22 protein-coding genes are annotated in these 19,886 nt (G+C 66.6%); 13 read left to right on the top strand and 9 right to left on the bottom strand.

Features of this window, described 5'->3' with window-relative positions; translation table 11 throughout:
* The first annotated feature begins 49 nt into the window (after nucleotides 1–49).
* The gene (locus ACX40Y_RS01350; RefSeq protein WP_459117732.1) at nucleotides 50–847 is read left to right on the top strand and encodes an SDR family oxidoreductase; all 798 of its coding nucleotides are present in this window, start codon (nucleotides 50–52) and stop codon (nucleotides 845–847) included.
* A gap of 31 nt (nucleotides 848–878) precedes the next feature.
* Complete coding sequence (locus ACX40Y_RS01345) at nucleotides 879–2,942, top strand: S9 family peptidase (RefSeq protein WP_459117731.1); 2,064 nt, start codon at nucleotides 879–881, stop codon at nucleotides 2,940–2,942.
* Between the two features lie 6 nt (nucleotides 2,943–2,948).
* Here ACX40Y_RS01345 and ACX40Y_RS01340 read toward each other — a convergent pair whose 3' ends face one another.
* From ACX40Y_RS01340 to ACX40Y_RS01315, 6 genes are all read right to left on the bottom strand, one after another.
* Complete coding sequence (locus ACX40Y_RS01340) at nucleotides 2,949–4,616, bottom strand: hypothetical protein (protein ID WP_459117730.1); 1,668 nt, start codon at nucleotides 4,614–4,616, stop codon at nucleotides 2,949–2,951.
* 68 nt (nucleotides 4,617–4,684) lie between these two features.
* The gene (locus tag ACX40Y_RS01335; protein ID WP_459117729.1) at nucleotides 4,685–4,999 is read right to left on the bottom strand and encodes a short-chain fatty acyl-CoA regulator family protein; all 315 of its coding nucleotides are present in this window, start codon (nucleotides 4,997–4,999) and stop codon (nucleotides 4,685–4,687) included.
* A 71-nt stretch (nucleotides 5,000–5,070) separates the two neighbouring features.
* A complete protein-coding gene (locus ACX40Y_RS01330) occupies nucleotides 5,071–5,277 on the bottom strand; it encodes a hypothetical protein (protein WP_459117728.1) in 207 nt (68 codons plus the stop codon).
* Nucleotides 5,278–5,374: 97 nt separating this feature from the next.
* Nucleotides 5,375–5,806: a globin domain-containing protein gene (locus ACX40Y_RS01325; protein WP_459117727.1), complete on the bottom strand. Its 432-nt coding sequence runs from the start codon at nucleotides 5,804–5,806 to the stop codon at nucleotides 5,375–5,377.
* Between the two features lie 270 nt (nucleotides 5,807–6,076).
* Nucleotides 6,077–6,676: an opacity protein gene (locus tag ACX40Y_RS01320; protein ID WP_459117726.1), complete on the bottom strand. Its 600-nt coding sequence runs from the start codon at nucleotides 6,674–6,676 to the stop codon at nucleotides 6,077–6,079.
* A gap of 177 nt (nucleotides 6,677–6,853) precedes the next feature.
* Complete coding sequence (locus ACX40Y_RS01315) at nucleotides 6,854–7,534, bottom strand: DUF4893 domain-containing protein (protein WP_459117725.1); 681 nt, start codon at nucleotides 7,532–7,534, stop codon at nucleotides 6,854–6,856.
* Nucleotides 7,535–7,814: 280 nt separating this feature from the next.
* On the opposite strand from ACX40Y_RS01315, the gene ACX40Y_RS01310 reads away from it, so the two are divergent.
* Nucleotides 7,815–8,351: a superoxide dismutase family protein gene (locus tag ACX40Y_RS01310; protein ID WP_459117724.1), complete on the top strand. Its 537-nt coding sequence runs from the start codon at nucleotides 7,815–7,817 to the stop codon at nucleotides 8,349–8,351.
* 16 nt (nucleotides 8,352–8,367) lie between these two features.
* On the opposite strand, the gene ACX40Y_RS01305 is transcribed toward ACX40Y_RS01310, so the two are convergent.
* Nucleotides 8,368–9,939, bottom strand: a complete 1,572-nt coding sequence (locus ACX40Y_RS01305; protein WP_459117723.1) for a spinster family MFS transporter — start codon at nucleotides 9,937–9,939, stop codon at nucleotides 8,368–8,370.
* A gap of 83 nt (nucleotides 9,940–10,022) precedes the next feature.
* Between ACX40Y_RS01305 and ACX40Y_RS01300 the strand changes: the two genes are divergently transcribed.
* The 3 genes from ACX40Y_RS01300 to ACX40Y_RS01290 all read left to right on the top strand — a co-directional run bounded on the left by ACX40Y_RS01300 (nucleotide 10,023) and on the right by ACX40Y_RS01290 (nucleotide 13,301).
* On the top strand, nucleotides 10,023–10,544 hold the full coding sequence (locus ACX40Y_RS01300) for a low molecular weight protein-tyrosine-phosphatase (RefSeq protein ID WP_459117722.1): 522 nt from the start codon (nucleotides 10,023–10,025) through the stop codon (nucleotides 10,542–10,544).
* A gap of 24 nt (nucleotides 10,545–10,568) precedes the next feature.
* A complete protein-coding gene (locus ACX40Y_RS01295) occupies nucleotides 10,569–11,684 on the top strand; it encodes a zinc-binding dehydrogenase (RefSeq protein WP_459117721.1) in 1,116 nt (371 codons plus the stop codon).
* Between the two features lie 225 nt (nucleotides 11,685–11,909).
* Entirely contained in the window at nucleotides 11,910–13,301 is a 1,392-nt protein-coding gene (locus tag ACX40Y_RS01290) for a methyl-accepting chemotaxis protein (protein ID WP_459117720.1), read from the top strand.
* On the opposite strand, the gene ACX40Y_RS01285 is transcribed toward ACX40Y_RS01290, so the two are convergent.
* Complete coding sequence (locus ACX40Y_RS01285; protein WP_459117719.1) at nucleotides 13,293–13,775, bottom strand: monooxygenase family protein; 483 nt, start codon at nucleotides 13,773–13,775, stop codon at nucleotides 13,293–13,295. The genes ACX40Y_RS01290 and ACX40Y_RS01285 overlap by 9 nt on opposite strands.
* A gap of 56 nt (nucleotides 13,776–13,831) precedes the next feature.
* Here ACX40Y_RS01285 and ACX40Y_RS01280 point away from each other — a divergent pair, with 56 nt between their 5' ends.
* Nucleotides 13,832–14,398: a TetR/AcrR family transcriptional regulator gene (locus ACX40Y_RS01280; protein ID WP_459117718.1), complete on the top strand. Its 567-nt coding sequence runs from the start codon at nucleotides 13,832–13,834 to the stop codon at nucleotides 14,396–14,398.
* Here ACX40Y_RS01280 and thpR read toward each other — a convergent pair.
* On the bottom strand, nucleotides 14,380–14,916 hold the full coding sequence (gene thpR, locus ACX40Y_RS01275) for an RNA 2',3'-cyclic phosphodiesterase (protein ID WP_459117717.1): 537 nt from the start codon (nucleotides 14,914–14,916) through the stop codon (nucleotides 14,380–14,382). The two genes, ACX40Y_RS01280 and thpR, sit on opposite strands and share 19 nt — an antisense overlap.
* 155 nt (nucleotides 14,917–15,071) lie before the next feature.
* Here thpR and ACX40Y_RS01270 point away from each other — a divergent pair, with 155 nt between their 5' ends.
* From ACX40Y_RS01270 to ACX40Y_RS01245, 6 genes are all read left to right on the top strand, one after another.
* Nucleotides 15,072–15,839, top strand: coding sequence for a Bax inhibitor-1/YccA family protein (locus ACX40Y_RS01270; protein ID WP_459117716.1), 768 nt, complete (start codon nucleotides 15,072–15,074; stop codon nucleotides 15,837–15,839).
* Between the two features lie 131 nt (nucleotides 15,840–15,970).
* A complete protein-coding gene (locus tag ACX40Y_RS01265; protein ID WP_459117715.1) occupies nucleotides 15,971–16,312 on the top strand; it encodes a hypothetical protein in 342 nt (113 codons plus the stop codon).
* 10 nt (nucleotides 16,313–16,322) lie between these two features.
* Nucleotides 16,323–17,267, top strand: a complete 945-nt coding sequence (locus ACX40Y_RS01260) for a cation diffusion facilitator family transporter (protein ID WP_459117714.1) — start codon at nucleotides 16,323–16,325, stop codon at nucleotides 17,265–17,267.
* A gap of 92 nt (nucleotides 17,268–17,359) precedes the next feature.
* Nucleotides 17,360–18,196 carry a phytanoyl-CoA dioxygenase family protein gene (locus ACX40Y_RS01255; RefSeq protein ID WP_459117713.1) on the top strand — a complete coding sequence of 279 codons (837 nt, stop codon included), beginning with the start codon at nucleotides 17,360–17,362 and terminating at the stop codon, nucleotides 18,194–18,196.
* Between the two features lie 80 nt (nucleotides 18,197–18,276).
* A complete protein-coding gene (locus tag ACX40Y_RS01250) occupies nucleotides 18,277–18,882 on the top strand; it encodes a CerR family C-terminal domain-containing protein (RefSeq protein WP_459117712.1) in 606 nt (201 codons plus the stop codon).
* A complete protein-coding gene (locus ACX40Y_RS01245; protein WP_459117711.1) occupies nucleotides 18,879–19,886 on the top strand; it encodes an HlyD family efflux transporter periplasmic adaptor subunit in 1,008 nt (335 codons plus the stop codon). The genes ACX40Y_RS01250 and ACX40Y_RS01245 overlap by 4 nt, the downstream gene beginning before the upstream one ends.

Below are 19,886 nucleotides of genomic sequence, written 5' to 3'. Positions count from 1 at the left end.
GATGCTGCCCGGAAGGTCAAAGCATTGGCCAGGAGGAGAGGGGCGAGCGATGTCGGCACAGGCGATCTTCATTACCGGCGGCGCATCGGGAATCGGCCGGGCGGTGGCGCAGCTGTTCGCCGCACGCGGCTGGCGGGTGGGGCTTGCCGATATCGACGCGGCGGGGCTGGAGGCGAGCCGGGCGCTGCTGCCCGAGGGGATGGCGACGACGCATGCGCTCGACGTGCGCGACACTGGGCAATGGACGCAGGCGCTCGCCGATTTCGCCGCGGCCTCGGGCGGGCGGATGGACGTGCTGTTCAACAATGCCGGGGTCGCGGTGAGCGGCGAGTTCGCCGCCGCCGATCCGGTTGAACTCGAACGCTGCAACGCGATCAACTTCATGGGCGTGGTCCACGGTGCGCAGGCGGGCTTTCCGCTGCTCGCCGCCACGCCCGGTTCGGCGATGCTCATCACCAGCTCGGCGGCGGGCATCTATGGCACTGCCGGGGCCGCGATCTATTCGGCGACCAAGTTCGCGGTGCGCGGGCTGGCCGAGGCGCTCGACGGCGAATGGGCGGGGGCGGGCATCAAGGTCCGCACGCTGATGCCCAGCTTCATCGATACGCCGCTGCTCGATCAGGCAACGCCCGGTAGCAATCGGCTGATCCGCGAATCGGTGCGCGCGGCGGGGCTGGAGATCACGCCCGTCGCCGCCGTGGCCGAGGCGGCCTGGGCTGCGGTGCACGGGCAAGCGCTGCACACCCGCGTCGGCGCGACCGCGCGGCGGCTGTGGTTCGCGGCGCGCTGGCTGCCGGGCAAGCTGCGCAGCGATGCGCGGCGCAGCCGGCTTGCGCGACGGGGATGACGAACGGCGAGCGGCTTCCTACAACGGCTCCATGACCGAAACGCCCAAGCCGCCCGTCGCCGCCACCCGCCCGCACAGCTTCACCCGCCACGGCATCACCATCGAAGACCCCTGGGCCTGGCTGCGCGACCCCGGCTATCCGGAGGTGACGGACAAGGACGTGCTCGCCTATCTGGAAGAAGAGAACGCCTATTTCGACGCGATCATGGCGCCCCACAAGCCGCTCGCCGAGACGCTGTTCCAGGAGATGCGCGGCCGCATCAAGGAAGACGAGGCCAGCGTCCCCCAGAAGGACGGCGACTGGCTCTACTGGACCGACCACGAGGTCGGCGCCGAATATGCCCGCTGGTGGCGCAAGCCCGTCGCGGGCGGCGAGGACCAGCTGATCCTCGACGAGACCCCGCTCGCCGCCGGCAAGGAATATTTCCGCCTCGGCGAGATCTCGGTCAGCCCCGACGGCCGGCTGCTCGCCTATGCCTATGACGACAACGGCTCGGAGCGGTTCGAAGTCCGGGTCAAGGATCTCGCCACCGGCGAACTCCTCCCCGACACCATCTCCGGCATGCTCTCCGAGATCGTGTGGACCGCGGATTCCAAGGGCTTTCTCTACGGCCTCGCCAACGAGAACTGGCGCACCGACAATGCCCGCTGGCACAAGCTGGGCGAGCCGGTCGAGAACGACGTGGAGCTGTTCCGCGAGGCCGACGAAGGCTACCGCGTCGCCGTCGGCGAGACCCAGTCGCGCAAATGGCTGACCATCGCCACCGGCGACCATGTGACCAGCGAGGTCTGGCTGCTCCCTGCCGACAACCCCGCCGCCAAGCCGATCTGCGTCGCCCCGCGCAAGCCGGGCCGCGAATATGATGTGGACGAGCATGACGGAACGTTGTTCATCCACACCAACGATACCGACACCAACTGGCGCCTCGTCACCGCGCCGATCGCGGCGCCCGGCGAATGGACCGAGCGCATCGCCCCCTCGCGCCATTTCTACATGACCGGCGTCACCTGCTTCGCCGATTTCTTCATCGTCGAGGGCCGCGAGGACGGGCTCGACCAGATCGAGCTGCACCGCTACGACGCCAGCGTCCCCCCGACACGCCTCACCTTCCCCGAGGCGAGCTATGTCGCGGGCCTGGGCGACAACCCCGAATATGCCGTCACCAAGCTCCGGCTCGGCTATGAATCGATGGTCACCCCCGGCACCGTGCAGGATTACGACGTCGACACCGGCGCGCTTGAGACGCTGAAGGTCCAGGAAATCCCCAGCGGCTATGACGGCAGCAAATACCGCACCGAGCGCCTGACCATCACCGCGCGCGACGGCACCGCCGTCCCCGTCTCGATCGTCTACCCCAAGGACTTCCCGCGCGACGGCACCGGCAAGCTCTATCTCTATGCGTACGGCGCCTATGGCCACGCCATCCCGCCGGGCTTCTCGACAAGCCGCATGTCGTTCCTCGATCGCGGCATGGCCTTCGCCATCGCCCATATCCGCGGCGGCGACGATCTCGGCCAGCACTGGTATCACGAGGGCAAGCTGGAGAAGCGCACCAACAGCTTCCACGATTTCGTCGACGTGGCGAAGGGGCTGATCGCGCTCGGCTATACCGCGCCGGGGCGGATCGCCATCGCCGGCCGGTCGGCGGGCGGCGAGCTGATGGGCGCGGTGGTCAATTCCGACCCCGAACTATGGGGCGCGGTGATCGCCGATGTGCCGTTCGTCGACGTGCTCAACACCATGCTCGACGAGAGCCTGCCGCTCACCCCCGGCGAGTGGCCCGAATGGGGCAACCCGATCGAGGACAAGGCGGCGTTCGAACTGATCCGCAGCTACAGCCCGTACGACAATGTGCGGGCGCAAGGGTATCCGCCGATGCTGATCTCGGGCGGCCTCAACGACCCGCGCGTGACCTATTGGGAGCCCGCCAAATGGGCCGCCCGCCTGCGCGCGACCAAGACCGACGACAACATCCTGCTGCTCAAGACCAATATGGGCGCCGGCCATGGCGGCAAGTCCGGGCGCTGGGAGAGCCTGCGCGAATATGCCGACGAGATGGCGTTCGTGCTTTGGCAGTTGGGGGTGGAGGGGTAGCGTCCATTAACCGGGAGTGCTTCGAAGCATGAGGGCGTTGAGATTTGCCAACTCTATGACCGGACGAAATTCATCAAAATTCGGCTCTTCATCGGTATACCTCAGCTCGACCACTCCCGTATCAAGTTGATCAGGGAAATTGGGCCATTCAAACATCCGAATCATATCTCGGCCTTCATCAATTGCCATAACTCTGAAATTCTCGGAGCCGATGATGCTTTGACCAACATAAGTTAGCAAACCGGAGTAGCACGTACCCTGATAAAAAAGTTTACCTTCCAATAATGATGAATTTTTGATTATCCTACACACAGCAAAACCATCTTCTATTTTGATGTGGTATTTTCGGTCTGTAGAGACATAATTCCCGGTAGAACTACGAATCCCACTCCTTGCCAAGTTACGAAGATATGCTGATACTGACGCCTGATATTTTGCGAAATTCTCTTTCGCAGACGACATAAGTTTCTGCATTTTATCTTCAGAACTACGAATAGATGACAAGGCCAGTTGCCTAGCCGAAGTGAAATTCTCCTCATATCCGATTTGATCAGCCGCACCGTCCAGCATCTTAAGCGCCAAGCCTGCATAACCATCCTGCGCCAAACGCTGAGCCAAATTAGCCCGCGCAAGCTTGTCCCCCTCCTCAATCGCCCGTTCGTAAAGCATTATTGCCGCTGCTTTATCGTAGGGGTAAATCAAGACAGCCAAGTTGTTTTTCGATAGTCCTGGATTGTCACCAAAACTTTGGGCCTTCTTATAGTGATGAATCGCAGCAGCCCAACGCCCTCGTGCATTGCTATAACTATAAGCGATATCGAAGTGCCCATAGCGCATAGACTTGTTAAGCAAGCACGCCAACTCCTTCGACACCTGATAGCCATCTTCGTTGCCTGAATGCTTCAAACAATCTGCTAAGGTATGAAACATACCTGCCTTTATATCATCAGAAACATTTGAACTCAGCCAAGGATAGATAAATGATAGGGCCGCATCCCTTCCGCCAGAAGCGTAATTTAGTTTGATACCCTCACTAAGCACATGCCCAAACTGCGGAGATCTCGATCGAGACAACCCATCGGACAAGTATGCTTTCGCTGCCTCCATATCATGCGATTCGACTGCCCATTGCATCAAGACGGCAAATGGCATTGCCCATTCAGGATTTTGCTGAGCAAGATCCTTCATACATCCTTGCGCATTTGGCGCACCAAGATCAGTTCGACGCCTTATATATTCAGTCGTCCAAAACTCTACGGAATCCGAGTCGAAATTACCTTTCGTAGCCGCGAAAGCAGCATCTAACTCATCTAAGCTATTGGCAGTTATGAATGCCATGAAGCCATTATCTTCATCACCCGGCTTACCCCCTGATGATGAAGCAAGGGCTTCAGATATGACGCCCCCCTCCAAATCCTCTGGGCCAATTTGATTTGACCCCTCGCTAGCGCCCTCTGTGGGAGCACCAATTGCCGGAACGAGAGACGTTTGCGCTAAATTTGAACGTTCCGCCGGCGCATCTTTGAAGAACTTAATATTTAGCCACTTCCGATTCCCGGCCTCGACCCTCAAACCGGCAAACGCAACCAGACAAAGTGAAAAGACGACACTTAAACTGACGACTATGACAGCCACCGCGACAGCCACAGTACCGATGTCTTTCCAGCCGTCCATTGCGCCTTACCCCCGTGAATCAAACGCTAACGGAATAGAGCCTTCGGCGAGAACGGCGCAAACTTCAACTAACCCTCCCCCGCAAACCCAAACGCCGTAACCCCGCGCTCCCGCTCGCTCCCCGCCGCCGCGCGCCCCGCAGGCGCCGCCGAGCGCTGCGGGCAGGCGACGCGCGTACACGCCCGGCACCCCAGCCCGATCGGCGCGGCGCGGCCGGCCAGGTCCACCCCGCGCGCCGCCGCCAGCGTCCCCGCCTCCGCCGCCGGCAGGCCCAGCGCGATCACGAAGCGCGGGCGCACGCCGCCGGGCGCACCCCCATGCGGATGCACGCAGCGCGCGATGGTGAAGGCGCGCGCGCCGTCCTCCAGCTCGACCAGCTGCACCACCGTCTCGTCGGTTCATGCCAAGCCGGCATCGCCGGGCACCGGCCGTGGACCACGGCTTCCCGCCGCCCCTATTCCCCCCGCCGCCCGCTGCCGAGCGGCACGGCCAGCAGCCGGGTTTCGCGGTGGCATTGGTGGCAAAAGGAATAGTCGAAGATTTCGCCGAGCAACCAGCGCTGCGTCGTCACGTCCCATTCGGCCCAGGCGTCGCGGGTCACGCCGTTGCAGCCGCAACGTTCGCAGACATGATCGATCGGCGGGGTGGGCGCGCTGGACACCGCGCCCTTCTAGCGCGGGCGGGCTCCGTTTCGGGGGCGATTGCGTCCGAAACGGATCAGATCGCGGGCGCAGGCGGGAAGAGCGATGCCCCTGAATTCAGGATGCGGCTGCGGCCGCCGCCTGCCCGCGCATCGTATCGGCCTGCACCGCCATCGCCCGGCACATCCGCGCGAGCGCTTCGGCCATATGGCGGGCGGCGTCGGGCTCCAGCCCCGGATCGGCGGCGATCGCGCGGTCCATGGCGTGCGCCCATTGCGCGGCGGTGCGCCCGGTCAACGGCATCGCGCGATGGGCGGACATGATGCACATGCCCGGCCGCATGTCGAACCAGTCACGCGGGCCGCCGGTCCAGGCGATCAGAAAGCCGGCGAGCGATTGGCGCACGCCGCTCAGATCGCCTGCGTGCATCGCATGGAGATCGGCATAGCGCGGATCGCCTTCCACCAGATCGTAGAAGCGATCGACGATCGCGCGGATCGCGGGGGCGCCGCCCAGCCGCGCATAGGGGGAATCGTCCGGGACGGGCATGGTGGCGCCCTTCGCACATCCGGCGGCGCGGGGGAATTGACCGCGATCAAGCGGCGCGCGGCGGGCGCCGGTCCGCGCCCCCGCCGCCGGCCGATTATTTCGGGCTGAGCAAGGGGTGCGGGCCGTGGCGGTGGCCGCTGCCGGGGCTGTTCGGCAAGCCCTGTCAATCGGCGATGATGGTCGCCGGGCGCGCGCGATAGCGAAAGGGCGGCGCCCCGGTGGTCCGGTGCGCCGCCCTCGCTGCGATCGGGTTCTATCGCGGTCGCGCGATCAGAAGTGCGCGATCACGCCCGCCATCGGGCGGAAGCTCTTGGCATCGTTGAACGTGTTCATCTCGAGCCGCAGGCGCACGCCGCTGTTGCCGGTGATGCCGCCCAGGCCGATGTCCTTGGGGCCGACCTCGACGCCGACGCCATAGGTCATCGCGTGATAGTCGCGGCTGTCATCGCCCAGCCGATCGAAATTGACCCACTGATAGCCAACCTTGCCATAGATCAGGCCGCTCTCGCCCGCACGCACGCCGAACCGACCTGCCGCGCCATATTCCCAGTCGATATCACCATCGACACCCTTGACGACATTGCCCTCGGCGCCGACGAATACCGGGCCGAGCGGCACGTTGACACCGGCGACGCCCTGCACCAGCGAGCCGTCATAGCGATAGCCGTTCGGCTCGACCGGGATGCCGGCGTTCGGCTGGCGATCGAACTGCTCCCAGCCGCCCATCACGCCGACATAGGGCTCGACGCCGAATGCGCGTGTGCCATCGGGGGCGTCGGCGCTGGTGGTGGTGCTGTCCTGCGCCTGGGCGGCGGGGATGGCGAAGGGGAGCGCGACGGCCAGCGCCGCGACAGCGAAAATGGAACGCATTGGGGAATACCTCGTACGCAAACAAACACATGTCCCGTCGAAAGGGCCGGGGGGACCGGCAGGACGGAACAGGGGGATGAATGCCCGGGCGCGTCGCTGGTTGCGCCGCAACACCGCTTTCGCGCCGTGTGTTGCGCTGCGGCAACGGTTTCTTGCCGGCCGATGAACGGCGCGCGATCAGCCCTTTGGCTGCACCTCGACCGGCATCGGCGTCAGTTCGACCACGTCGATGCTGCCGTCGCGGGTGCCGTGAACGGCCAGTCGCCAGCGGAACGGACCGAACCGCTCGACCACGCCGACGACGTCTCGATCGGGAGTCTCGCCATAGCCGACGCTGTTGTCGCCGGGGCGCCGCTGCCGCGCGCCGAGGAACACCGATCGACGGCCGTCGGGGAAGACATAGCCGGCGACGATATCGCTGCCGGTCTGCTTGGCGAGGCCCAGCGGCGCATCCTCCGCCTCGTTGTCGTCGGGGGCGGCGGAGATATAGCAAAAGGCCGGCGCCGTCGCCTGAACGGTCGCCGGGCCGCGGCTGGCCGGGCGCAGATGATAGGTGCGGCAGCGATAGGAGCCGGGGGGCAAAGCGGGGTGCGGCTGGCGTGTCTCCGGGTCGAGCAGCGCGCCCTGGGTGCGGCGCGTCGACGCCCGGAGCGCGCCATAGAGCTCGCGCCACGCGCTTGCCAGCGCATCGAGCCGAGGCACGTCGTCATCGGCGATGCGCTGTCGCCACAGCGGCGGGGGCGGTGCGGGGGGCACGGCTTCGGCAACCGCCGGCGGCTCGGCGACGCCGCTCGCTGCGCTCGTGGTGCAGGCGGCGAGGATCAGTCCGGCAATGGACGCAAAGGCGAGCCGATACATTGCTCAGAGACCTCAAGACGCGAACGCGGCCGCCAGCGGACGGCCGATCGGTAAAAACTCGGCAACGAACGTTAACAAAAGGTAAATTACGCGCGAGCCGGTGGTGCGATTCGACGAACCGAAACTCAAATTGCGCCCGGCCGTTTTGCAGCGCGTCTGCGCGGGGATCGGCGGGGCGATGGCAGGCGGCGGCGAAGCGAGCGCGGCGCCGGGCTTTGTACTTGGAACCGCCGGGTGAATTGCCCATTAGGACGTCAGGACGACTCAAAGGAGGCGAGGGATGAAAGCAAGGCAGGCAGGCGCGCTGCTCGCGGTGGCGGCACTGACGCTCGGCGGCTGCGCGACGCGAGCGCAGAATGATCGCTACATGGCGAACCCCCATCGCGCCCAGGCCGAACTGCGCGACGCCGCGGGCAAGGCGGTGGGCACCGCCGTCGCCGAGGAGATCGACGGGTCGATCCGCGTGATCGTCGACGTGCGCGGGCTGAGCGAGGGCGATCACGGCGTCCATGTCCACACGGTCGGCAAATGCGTCGCGCCCGACTTCACCAGCGCCGGCGGCCATTGGAACCCGACCGCGCAGCAGCATGGCAAGGACAATCCGATGGGGCCGCATGCCGGCGATCTGCCGAACATGCATGTTGATGAACAGGGCGCGGGCCACCTGACCTTCAAGCTCAGCGGCGGCACCTTCGCGACGCTGATGGATGCCGATGGTGCCGCACTGGTGGTCCATGCCGGCGAGGATGACTACAAGACCGATCCGTCGGGCAACAGCGGCGGGCGCATCGCCTGCGGAGTGTTCCAGGCGGCATGAAGGTGCGCCGGGGCGGCTACACGGTCTCCCCGACGGCACGGGCGCGGTCGAGCTTGCTCGCCTCGGCCGCGGGCAGCAGCCGATAGGCGGCGGCGATCGCCAGCAGCGCCACCGGAACGGTTGCGAGCAGCGAAAGCACGCCGGTCGCCAGATCGCCGGTGATCGTCGAGATCCGCCCGGCCAGATACGGTCCCAGCGACAGGCCGATCAGCGTCGTGCCGATGAAGAACGCGGCGGTGGCGGTGCCGCGCATCCGCGGCAGCACCAGATCCTGCGTCGTCGCCGCCGCCGCGCCCAGCGCGCCGCAGATCAGGAACTGGGTGATCGGCAGCATCACATAGGCGATGGTCGGGGTCGCTGCGGTGAAGGCCAGCACCATCGGTACGATCGGCGCGAGGCAGCCGAACAGGATGACGTGAAGGCGCCCCACTGGGCTGCGGGCACGCAGCGCATCGGCCACCCGCCCGGCGATCGTCACCCCGAGGAAGCCGGCAAGCGCGGCGGGGGCGCCGATCCAGAAGCCGACCTCGCCCAACTGTTCGGGCGGAATGTCGAATGCGCGGCGGACGAAGCTCGGCCCGAACGCCGCGATCGAATAGGCGAGGAAGGTGTTGAGACCGTAAGCGAGCACGACGCACAAAAAGGCTGGCGAGCCAAGAATCAGCGCATAGGTCGGCGGATCGCGCCGTTTGAGCGCCGCCGCCCAGCTATAGACCGCATAGGCACCGGTGCCGACGGCCGCCCATTGCGCGATCGGTTCGCCAGCGCCCGCGACCAGCAGCACGACCAGGCCCGCGATCGCCGCCGCCACTGCGAGGTTGCGCGCCAGCGCGGCGCCGCCGGTGCGCGCCGCCCCGATCAGGGTCAGCGGCGGGATGATTGTCAGCAGTTCGTCGAGAAATGCGCGGAATGGCGCGGGGTGGACGGGGGTGACGATCCCCTCCGAAAAGCCGCGGGGCGGCTCGCGCAGCGTCAGCAGCCAGCCGGCGACGAGCAGCCCGGGCAGCCCCACCGCCAGAAACGCGGCCTGCCAACCAACGAGTCCGAGCGGGCCGCCACCCGGAAACGCCAGGTTCCAGCGCTGGACGATGACCGCACCGATGAACAGCGAGAAGCCGCCGCCCAGATAGATGCCCGACGAATAGAGTGCGAGCGCGGTGGCGCGCAGCCGCCGGGGGAACCAGTCCGAAATCAGCGAATAGGCGGCCGGCCCGGCGCTCGCCTCGCCCACGCCAACCCCCATCCGCGCGATGCCGAGCACCAGGCCGCTGCGCGCAAAGCCCGACAGCGCCGTCATCGTCGACCACAGCCCCAGCCCCAGCGTCATCAGCCGCACCCGGTGCCAATTGTCGGCCAGACGCCCCAGCGGGATGCCGAACAGCGCATAGAAGACGCCGAACGCCGTGCCATAAAGGAAGCCGATATCCTGGTCGCGCAGTCCCAGGTCGCGCTTGATATCGTCGGCAAGGATCGCAAGAATCTGGCGATCGATGAAGTTCAGGATATAGACGATCAGCAACAGCGAGAGGACATACCAAGCATAGGGGGTCGCCCGGGCGGTATCCGGGGCCTGTGGAGTGCCGGCCATATCCTCTCCCTTCGGATCGTTCGATCGCGATTGGCGGGAAGGCTAGCAGAGCGTACCCGATTTACGAAAGAGAGTTTTTCACGATGCGTCAGCCGGCATTCCTGTTCGTCTGCCTGGGCAATATCTGTCGCTCGCCGCTGGCCGAGGGGGCGTTTCGCGTCGCGGCGGCGCGTGCCGGTATCGACGTCCTCGCCGATTCCGCCGGCACCGGTGGCTGGCATGTCGGCAATCGGCCCGATCCGCGCTCGATCGCGGTGGCGGCTGCGCACGGCGTCGATATTTCGGGCCAGCGCGCGCGCCGGGTCGAACTGGCGGATTTCGACCGGTTCGATCACATCCTTGCGCTCGATCCCCAGAATCTCGCCGACCTCCGCGCGCTGGCGCCGCCGCGCGCCACTGCGCGGCTGGGCCTGTTGCTCGATGTCGTGCCCGGCTGGGAAGGGCGCGGGGTGAAGGATCCCTATTACGGCCTCGCCCGCGGCTTCGAGCGGACCTGGGACGAGGTTACCGCCGCCGCCGACCGGCTCGTCGCGATGCTGCTCGATGCGCGCGCGGGCGGCGAGGCGATCGCGGACCCCGAGCCGCGTCCGGGCATTGGACGCTAGACCAATTTCAACGGGAGAATGAGAATGGCCCTGTCCGGCCGGGAATTGCGATCGCTGGTCAGCGAAACGGGAACGCTGCGGTTGTCGCTCGAAAACGTCACGCTTGCCGATCCCGCCGCTGACGAGGTGATCGTCCGCGTCGAGGCGGCACCGATCAACCCGAGCGATCTTGGGCTGCTGCTCGGCCCCGCCGACATCGCGTCGCTGCGCGTCGACGGCGAGGCGCTGTGCTTCGATGTGCCGCAGGGCCGGCTCGCCGGGCTCAAGGCGCGGCTCGACCAGTCGCTCGCTGTCGGCAACGAAGGCGCCGGCACGGTGGTCGCGGCCGGCGCCGATGCGGCAGATCTGGTCGGCAAGCGGGTCGGCATGTTCGGCGGCGCGATGTTCGCCGATTATCGGCTGCTCAAGGCGCGCGACGTCGTGCCGCTGCCCGAAGGCGCCAGCGCCGCCGATGGCGCCGCGCTGTTCGTCAATCCGATGACGGCGCTCGGCTTCGTCGAAACGGCGAAGATGGAGGGCCACCGCGCCATCGTCCATACCGCCGCCGCGTCGAATCTCGGCCAGATGCTCCAGCGCCTGTGCCTTGCCGACGGCATTCCCCTAGTCAACATCGTCCGCTCCGACGAACAGGCGGCGATCCTGCGCGAGATCGGCGCCACCCATGTGCTCAACAGCCGCGATCCCGATTTCGCAGCAGCCTTGGTCGACGCGGTCGAGGCGACCGGCGCGACGATTGCGTTCGATGCGATCGGCGGCGGCCGGTTGGGCAGCGACATCCTCCAGGCGATGGAGGCGGCGGCGGTGCGGGGCATGGCAGACTATAGCCGTTACGGCTCCGAACAGTTCAAGCAGCTCTATATCTATGGCGCACTCGATACCGCGCCGACAACGCTCAACCGGCTGGCGTTCGGCTTCAGCTGGAGCGTCTCCGGCTGGCTGCTGATGCCGTTCCTGCGGCGGGCGGGGGCGGAGACGGCGGCGGCGATGCGGCGCCGCGTGCTGGCGGACCTCACCACCGTGTTCGCCAGCCGCTATAGCCGCACGATCGGACTGGCCGAGGCGCTCGATCCGGATGTGCTGCGCGCCTATGAACGCAAGGCGACGGGCGAGAAATATCTCATCGATCCGACGCGGAACTGACCGTAGCGGGAAACTGCTTATTTTTCCGGGGTGTAGCGTCACAAATTATTGCTGGTTTCCCCAATGTTTCCAAAATGAGCAGCTTTCTCTCGAATATCGCGTCAGCGGCGTCTTTTTCCCTCCTAGAATAGGGACAGGTTCGGGAGAACGGGTGCCACGCCTCCGTTGACCCTTCCGCACAACTGCTCGGCTCGCGGTGCGAGTCCCGCACTCGTGGAGTGGATGATGCTGCATTGGTTAAAGGTCGTCGCGCCAATCCGGAACAAGCTCAGTTTTACGTTCGGCTCGCTTATCGGGCTGATGACGGTGCTTGCGCTGCTTGGCCTTGTGCTGCCGACGTGGATAATGTTCGGCGTGAACGTGTTCGCGATCGCGGGCGCATTCGCCGTCACGCGCGTCTATCGCTCGGCGATCGCCGACCCTTATGTGGCGACCGTCGTGCGGATGGAGGGGCTTGCCGCCGGTGATCTCGACGGCCCGATCGCGCACACCGACTACCAGGATTGTGTCGGCCGCATCTCGCGCGGCATGCTGATCTTTCGCGACGCCGCTGTTGCGCAGAAGAAGGCAGCGGCAGAGCAGGCCGAAGTGGTCCGCGTGCTCGGCAATTCGCTCGAACGACTGGCCAAGGGCGACCTGACCGCCGAAGTCACTGCCGACTTCCCGGGCGCCAATGCCGTGCTCAAGACCAATTTCAACGAAGCGCTTGCCGCGCTGCGCACGCTGGTAGGCTCCGTCGTTACGTCGGCCGAGACGATTGCCAACGGGTCGTCCGAAATCGCCAGCGCCTCGGAGGATCTGGCGCGGCGGACCGAAGGCGCTGCGGCGAGCCTCGAACAGACCGTCGCCTCGATCACGCAAATGGACCAGCGTCTCAAGACCACGGCGGCCAATGCCGGCCGCACGGTTTCGCGTGCCGATGGCGCCATCGCCTCGGTCGAATCGGGGCGCAGCGTCGCCGATCAGGCGGTTTCGGCGATGGGCCGGGTGTCCGAGAGTGCCAAGGGCATCGACGCGGTGATCGAGGGGCTCGACAAGATCGCGTTCCAGACGCGCGTCCTCGCGATGAACGCCGCCGTCGAAGCGGGTCGTGCGGGTGAGGCGGGCCGCGGCTTCGCGGTGGTCGCCGATCTCGTCTCGGCGCTGGCGATGCGCGCGGAGGAAGAAGCCGGCCGCGCCCGCGAACAGCTCACTGCGACGCAGACCGATGTCGTCGCCGCCGTCGGCATGGTCGAGCGCGTCGACGAGGCATTCGCGAACATCGCCAATGACGTGCGCGAGGTGCACGAACTGCTTGGCAGCATGGCAACCGACAATCAGGCCCAAGCCGCCGCCGTTGGCGAGATCAGCACCGCCATCAACGTGATGGACCAGGCGACGCAGCAGAATGCGGCGATGGTCGAACAGACATCGGCCGCCGCGCGCAACCTCAACGGCGAAGTCGAATCGCTCAAGCGCCAGGCGCTGAGCTTCGATATCGGCGATGCCGGCCGCCACGCCCGTCCTGCCGCCGCCCCGCGTCGGGCAAATTCCGCGCCCGCGCGCGCAGCCAAGCCCTATGTTTCGCCGGTGGCGACGGTGGACAAAGTCGATGCCGGCGAATGGGCGTCATTCTGACGCTGGTGCTCGCCGGCCAGCATGGGCATCAAGCCGCTGTCGTGTCGACAGCAGCGTGCCCACTGGCCGCACCACCGGCGCGAACTGCGCCAGCCCCACCGGGCGGCCTGACAGGTTGAGATAGACCGCCTCGATCCCGCGTGCGCCATAGGCTTCGTGCCAGAAGCCCGCGCCCTGCGGATCCCGCACAAAGTCTCGCCACCAGCCGCTATGCGGCGCGCTGCGGGTGAACGCCTCCAGGCTGGCCAGGTCGCGCCAATATTGGCGGAAGCCGACATGGTTCCAGCCGAACAGCATCTGATCCTCCCCCAGCAGGCCGTCCGGCGGCGAGCGGCGCAGTGCGGACAGGCCTCGGCCGATGCGGATCATCGCCGGGATCGCGCGCAGCCGGCGCAGCCGGAAGCCCAGGATCACGACGATCAACTCGGGATAGGCTGACAGGTCGACGGTTTCGCGAAGCGTAGCAGCTTGCATTGGATGCCTCCATGTTTACACTGTAAATCCCTATAGCAAGTTTACGGTGTACACAAGTGGCTGATCCGACCCCCGACGCAGGATTGCGGTCGCGCCTGATCGAGGCGGCGATCCGCATGATCGACGAACAGGGCGAGGCGGCGGTGACATTGCGGGCGCTGGCGCGCGAAACCGGCGTCTCGGCGATGGCGCCGTACCGGCATTTCGCGGACAAGGCCGCGATTCTGGGAGCGGCGGCGGAGGCCGGATTCGCCGCGCTTGCCGAATGTCTGGCTGAAGCGGACCGCACCGAGCCGGCGGAAGCGGCGCTGGTGGCGCAGGGGCTGGCCTATCTCCGTTTCGCGCTCGCGCGCCCGGCCTTGTTCCGGCTGATGTTCGGCGGACGCCCGGTCTGCGATGCGGCGCCCGGCCAATATGGCGAGGCGTTCGCGATTCTTTCGCGCCGGGTGGCGGGGATTGCTACGGACGCGCAAGATGCCGGCACGCTGGCCACCTGGGGGGTGGTTCACGGGCTGGCAACGCTCGCGATCGACGGAAAGCTGCCTTCTGCGGAGGCGCCGGTTGCCGCCGCGCTGCGGCTGGTGGTGCGGGGGCTGGCGCCGGTTCAGCCGGTCAGCGGATAGCGGCCGATCGCTTCATAGACTGAACCTTCGCGACCGAGATGGCTTTCGAACAGCAGGAACGCATCGACGGTGAACGGCTCGCTGGCAAGGCCGGCATGCGTTTCCAGGAACCGGTCGTTGCTGCCCGCCGCGGCGTTCATTCGCGCCAGCGTGATGTGCGGCAGGAATGCCCGGCGCTCGGGCGCGAGGCCGGCCCGCACCAGCGCCTGATCGATCTTCTGGTGGAGCGACGCCACGCGATCGTGCGGGCGCAGGCCGGCCCATAGCGCGTTGGGGCGGCCGCGGCTATCGAATTCGCCGACGCCGTCGACCGCCACCTCGAACGGCGCGAAGCGCATATTGTCGAGCGCGATCGCCACGTCCTCGGCGACGCGGCGATCGACCTCGCCGATATAGCGCAGCGTGCAATGCAGCTGGTCGTCCGACTGCCAGCGGGCGCCCGGCACGCCGCCGGCCAGCGCCAGCAGGCGGGCGCGAATGGCGGCGGGCGGGCGGAATCCGACGAACAGGCGATGCATGGCTTGTCTCCTAGGGCGTTGACGCCCGCGCTTCAAATTGCGAGTCCTTGGCCCTATTGTATCGAAACGTTGCTGAGCCCGGTTTCGCTTGAATCGGGCGGCATCCGCACCGATATTCCCGTCATCCGGCAATGAGCCGGGCAAAGGAGTTTTCAATGGCTAACTGGTCCGATCCCCGCTCGAGCGCGTCGCCCTACGCGACGGCAGGCGCGCGCGCCGAGGCGCATGACGCGGGGCTCAGGTCGTACATGCTGTCGGTCTACAACTACATGCTCTCGGGCGTGTTGTTGACCGGCATCGTCGCGCTGGCGTTCGGCAAGGTGGGGGCGCTCCAGTCGCTCCTGTTCACCGTGCAGGAAACCTCGCGCGGGCTGTCGATCGGGCCGTCGCTGCTTGGCTGGGTGGTGATGCTGTCGCCGCTCGCCATCGTCTTCGCGATGAGCTTCGGCCAGAACCGCATGTCGGAAAGCACGCTCAAGGCGCTGTTCTTCGGTTATGCCGGTCTGCTGGGTGCGTCGCTCTCGACGATCTTCATCACCTATACCGATACGTCGATCGCGCAGGTGTTCTTCGGCACCGCCGCCGGCTTCGCGGCGCTGAGCCTCTATGGCTACACCACGAAGAAGGATCTGTCGGGCTTCGGCACCTTCCTGATGATCGGCCTGGTCGGCCTGATCGTCGCGATGGTGGTCAACCTCTTCCTGCAGTCGGGCACGATGAGCCTGATCATCAGCGCGATCGGCGTGCTGATCTTCGCTGGCCTAACCGCCTATGACACGCAGAAGATCAAGAGCATGTACACCTATGTCGCGGGCACGCCCCAGCAGGGTAAGGTCGCGATCATGGGTGCGCTGAACCTCTATCTCGACTTCATCAACATGTTCCTCTTCCTGCTGCGGCTGTTCGGCGCCTCGCGCGACTGATCGGCTTCGGCAATTTCGATCCGGCGGCCCGGTGGAGCGATCCACCGGGCCGTTTCGTTTTTGGCGCCCTTCCACACGGAACGCGCTCCCCGGATGTCCGTTGACCCTCGCAACGCACAGGAGAGCGCCCCATGACCAACCCACCGACCGACAAGAGCCTCGACAAAGCGATGGACCGGATGTCGGTCGCCCCCGGACCTGACGAAAAGCCGGAGCAAGGCGCGGTGTTCTCGTCGGACGCCGGCACCGACGCGACCATCGAGGAACGTCTCGCCCGCAATCCCCAGAGCAACGAGGCGCGGCTCGATCGCGCGCTCGACGAATCGATGGACGCGTCCGATCCGCCCGCCTCGACCCAGCCCGTCCACAACAACCAGGCGCCCGAAAGCTCTGGTTACGACGCCGATGCCGAGGCGCGCCGCGCCGCCGACCGGCGGGGCGAGGAAACGCCGGCAGCCTCCGAGCGCGACTGAGCCGACGGGCGTGGCGGCATCGGCCGCGGGCTGGCGGGAAAACATCGTCGTCTATGCGGCACTCGCCGCCAATGTCGGGATCGCCGTCGCCAAGTTCGTGGCGGCGGCGTTCACCGGTTCGTCGTCGATGCTCACCGAAGGCGTTCACAGCATGGTCGACAGCGGCAACCAGGGGTTGCTGCTGTTCGGCCAGCACCGCGCCAACCGCCCGCCCGATCAGGCGCATCCGTTCGGCTATGGCCGCGAACTCTATTTCTGGGCGTTCGTCGTCGCGATCCTGATCTTCGGGCTGGGGGCGGGCGTTTCAGTCTATGAAGGCTGGCGCCATATTGCCGAGCCCGAGCCGCTGCGCGATCCGCTGGTCAACTATATCGTCCTCGCCATCGCATTCGCGCTCGAAGGCACCAGTTGGGCGATCGCGGTGCGCGATTTCGCCCGATCGAAGGGCGATACCGGTTGGTGGCAGGCGGTCCGCGATTCGAAGGATCCGGCCGGCTTCATCGTGCTATTCGAGGATTCGGCGGCGCTCGCCGGCCTCGTCATCGCCGCGATCGGCGTCTGGGCGAGCCATGCCTGGGGCGACCCCCGGATCGACGGTGCCGCCTCGATCGTGATCGGCGTGATCCTTGGCGCGGTCGCGACGCTCCTCGCTCGCGAAGCTAAGGGCCTGTTGATCGGCGAACGCGCCAACCCCGATCTCATCCGCCAGGTCCGCGCGATGCTCGACGCCGAACCGGCGATCGTCCACGTCAACCATGTCCGCACCATCCACACTGCCCCCGATCGGGTGTTCGCGGCGATCAGCGCCGATTTCGACGACGATGTGCCGATGGGCGAGGCGGAAGCGCTGATCGAGCGGATCGAGGCGCGGCTGAAGGAGCGGCTGCCCCAGCTCAGCTCGATCTACATCCGCCCCGAAAAGCGCGAGGATGCCACGGTGATTCCGACGCCATAGCCCTCGGGCATCCGCGACGCGCGCGACGTTATTGGCCGAGGCCGCCGTGCGCCGCCTACAATGAAACGGGCGACGCGAAGGACGATGTGGCGATGGACGAGTGGACGGATCTGGTCGCGGCCTACCGAAGCGACGGCTATGCGGTGGTGCGCGGGCTGTTCGCGCCCGACGAGGTGGCGGCGATCGGCGCGGCGATGGACCGCGTTCATGCCGAAGGCGTCGCGCATGGCCGCAGCTTCCGCCACGGCAATCTGTTCTACCGCGTGCTGGCGGGCGAGGATGGCCGGCCCATCGTGCCGATGGTGCAGTGGATGGCCTATCACCAGCCGCTGTTCGATCAGGTGCGCACCGATCGCCGCATCGCCGCGCTGCTCGCGCCGCTGATCGGGGGCGACGTCAAGCAGATCATCAACCAGCTCCACTGGAAGACGCCGGGCAGTGCGGGCGATTTCGCCTGGCACCAGGATTCGCGCTTCCGCAAACCCGACCATGCCTATCGCAACCTCGGCGACGCCTATGTCCAGACCGCGATCGCGATCGATCCGCACGAGCCGCTGAGCGGCGGCATGCGCTTCGTCCCCGGCAGTCACCTTGCCGGCGATCTGCCGCTCGATACCACCAGCGAAGTGCTCGGCACCGCGCTCCAGGACCGCATGCTTATCGACGCCGGCCTGTCGCCCGACCGGGTGGTCGATCTCGTCCTTCAGCCCGGCGACTTCGCGATGTGGAGCCCCTATCTCGTCCACGGATCGGGCGCCAACCGCTCGAACCACCAGCGCCGGCTTTACATCAACGGCTATGTCCGCGCCGCCGACTGCGATCGTGGCGAATGGGCGTTCCGCGGCGGCGAACCGGTGCCACTGAAAGGCGAGCAGGCGCTGGTCCACTACGAGCAGCTGCACGAGCGGCGCGAACCCCATTACGTCTGAACCGGCGGCCCGCTTGACAGAATCGTTGCGCCCGCGTATTTGTTCGGTCGAACGAATTAGGGTACGACTTGACCTCGCAAGTGCTTCTCGACGTCGCGATCGACCAGTTTGGCCGCCTCGGTTTCGAAGGTGCGAGCACGCGTGAGATCGCGCGTGCCTCGGGCACGGCGATGTCGTCGATCACCTATCATTTCGGCGGCAAACAGGGTCTCTACCTCGCCGCAGCCGCCCACATCGGCGAACGCATCGCCGCGATGCAGCATGGCGTCGCCCGCGCCGCGCTCGCCGCCGGTGACACGCGCGAGGCGGCGGCGCCGGCGCTTGCCGACCTGCTCGACAGCATCGCCCAAATGATGCTCAACTCCGAAACCGAAAGCTGGGCCCGCTTCGTTATCCGCGAGCAGCAGGAGCCGACCGAGGCGTTCGACCGCCTGTTCGATGGCGCGATGCGGCCGGTGCTCGACGTGGTCGTCGCGCTGATCGGCCGGGCCCGCGCCGATCTGTCGCGCGATGACTGTCTCGCGGTCGGCATCCTGTTGTTCGGCCAGGCGATGGTGCTGCGCGCCAGCCGTGCCGCCATCACCCGCAGCTTCGGCGTCACCCAGATCGACGAGGCTATCGCCACCCGCCTCCGCGCGCATCTGCGCGCCAACATCCATGCCATCCTGATGGAGAGCCCCCGATGAACCGCCGCCTGATCGTGATCCTTGCCGTCGCGGCGCTGGTGATCGCGGGGATCGCCACGCGCGGCTTCGGCCTGCTCGCCTCGGACCGCGCCGGCGAGCTCTCGCTCAGCGGCAATGTCGATATCCGCGAGGTCGATCTCGCCTTCCGCGTCGGCGGTCGCATCGCCGACATCGCGGTCGACGAAGGTGATAAGGTTGCGCGCGGCCAGAAGCTCGCGGTGCTGGACACCGCCAGCCTCGATGCTCGCGTCGCCCAGGCCGACGCCCAGCTGGCCCAGGCCGAGGCCGAACTCGGCAAGCTGCGCAACGGCAATCGCATCCAGGATATCGCCCAGGCCCGCGCTCGCGTCGCTGCCGCGCGCGCCGCGCTCGCCAACGCCGAACAGTCTTATGCCCGCCGCCGGCCGCTGGTTGCGCCGGGCGCGATCAGCAAGGCACTGTGGGAACAGACCGTCGCCGATCGCGATCGCGCGCGCGCGTCGCTCGCCGAGGCGCAGCAGGCGCTGTCGCTGCTCGAAGTCGGCAGCCGGCCGGAGGATATCGCCGCGGCGCAAGCCAATGTCGCGGCCGCCCGCGCTGCGCGCACCAGCGCGGCCACCGATCGCGGCGACACGATGCTCGAAGCGCCCGTCGCCGGCACCGTCGTCACGCGTGCGCGTGAACCCGGCGCGATCGTGCAGGCGGGCGAGGTGGTGCTGACGCTGTCGATCGATCGCCCGATGCGGGTGCGCGCCTATGTCGCCGAAACCGATCTGTCGCGGATCAGCCCGGGCATGCCGGTGCTGGTCACCGCCGACGGCAATTCGAAAACCTATCACGGCACGATCGGCTATATCTCGCCGCGCGCCGAATTCACGCCGAAGACGGTGCAGACCGAAAGCCTGCGCACCGATCTCGTCTATCAGCTGCGCGTGATCGTGACGGACCCGGACGATGCGCTGCGCCAGGGCCAGCCGGTCACGGTGGCGGTGCCGTCGGCACGGCCGCGCGTCGAGCAGCGCTGA

This window comes from Sphingomonas sp. RS6 (assembly GCF_054489705.1).
Note: the sequence above shows the minus strand (reverse complement) of the source record. Positions and strands in the feature narration are given on the sequence as shown.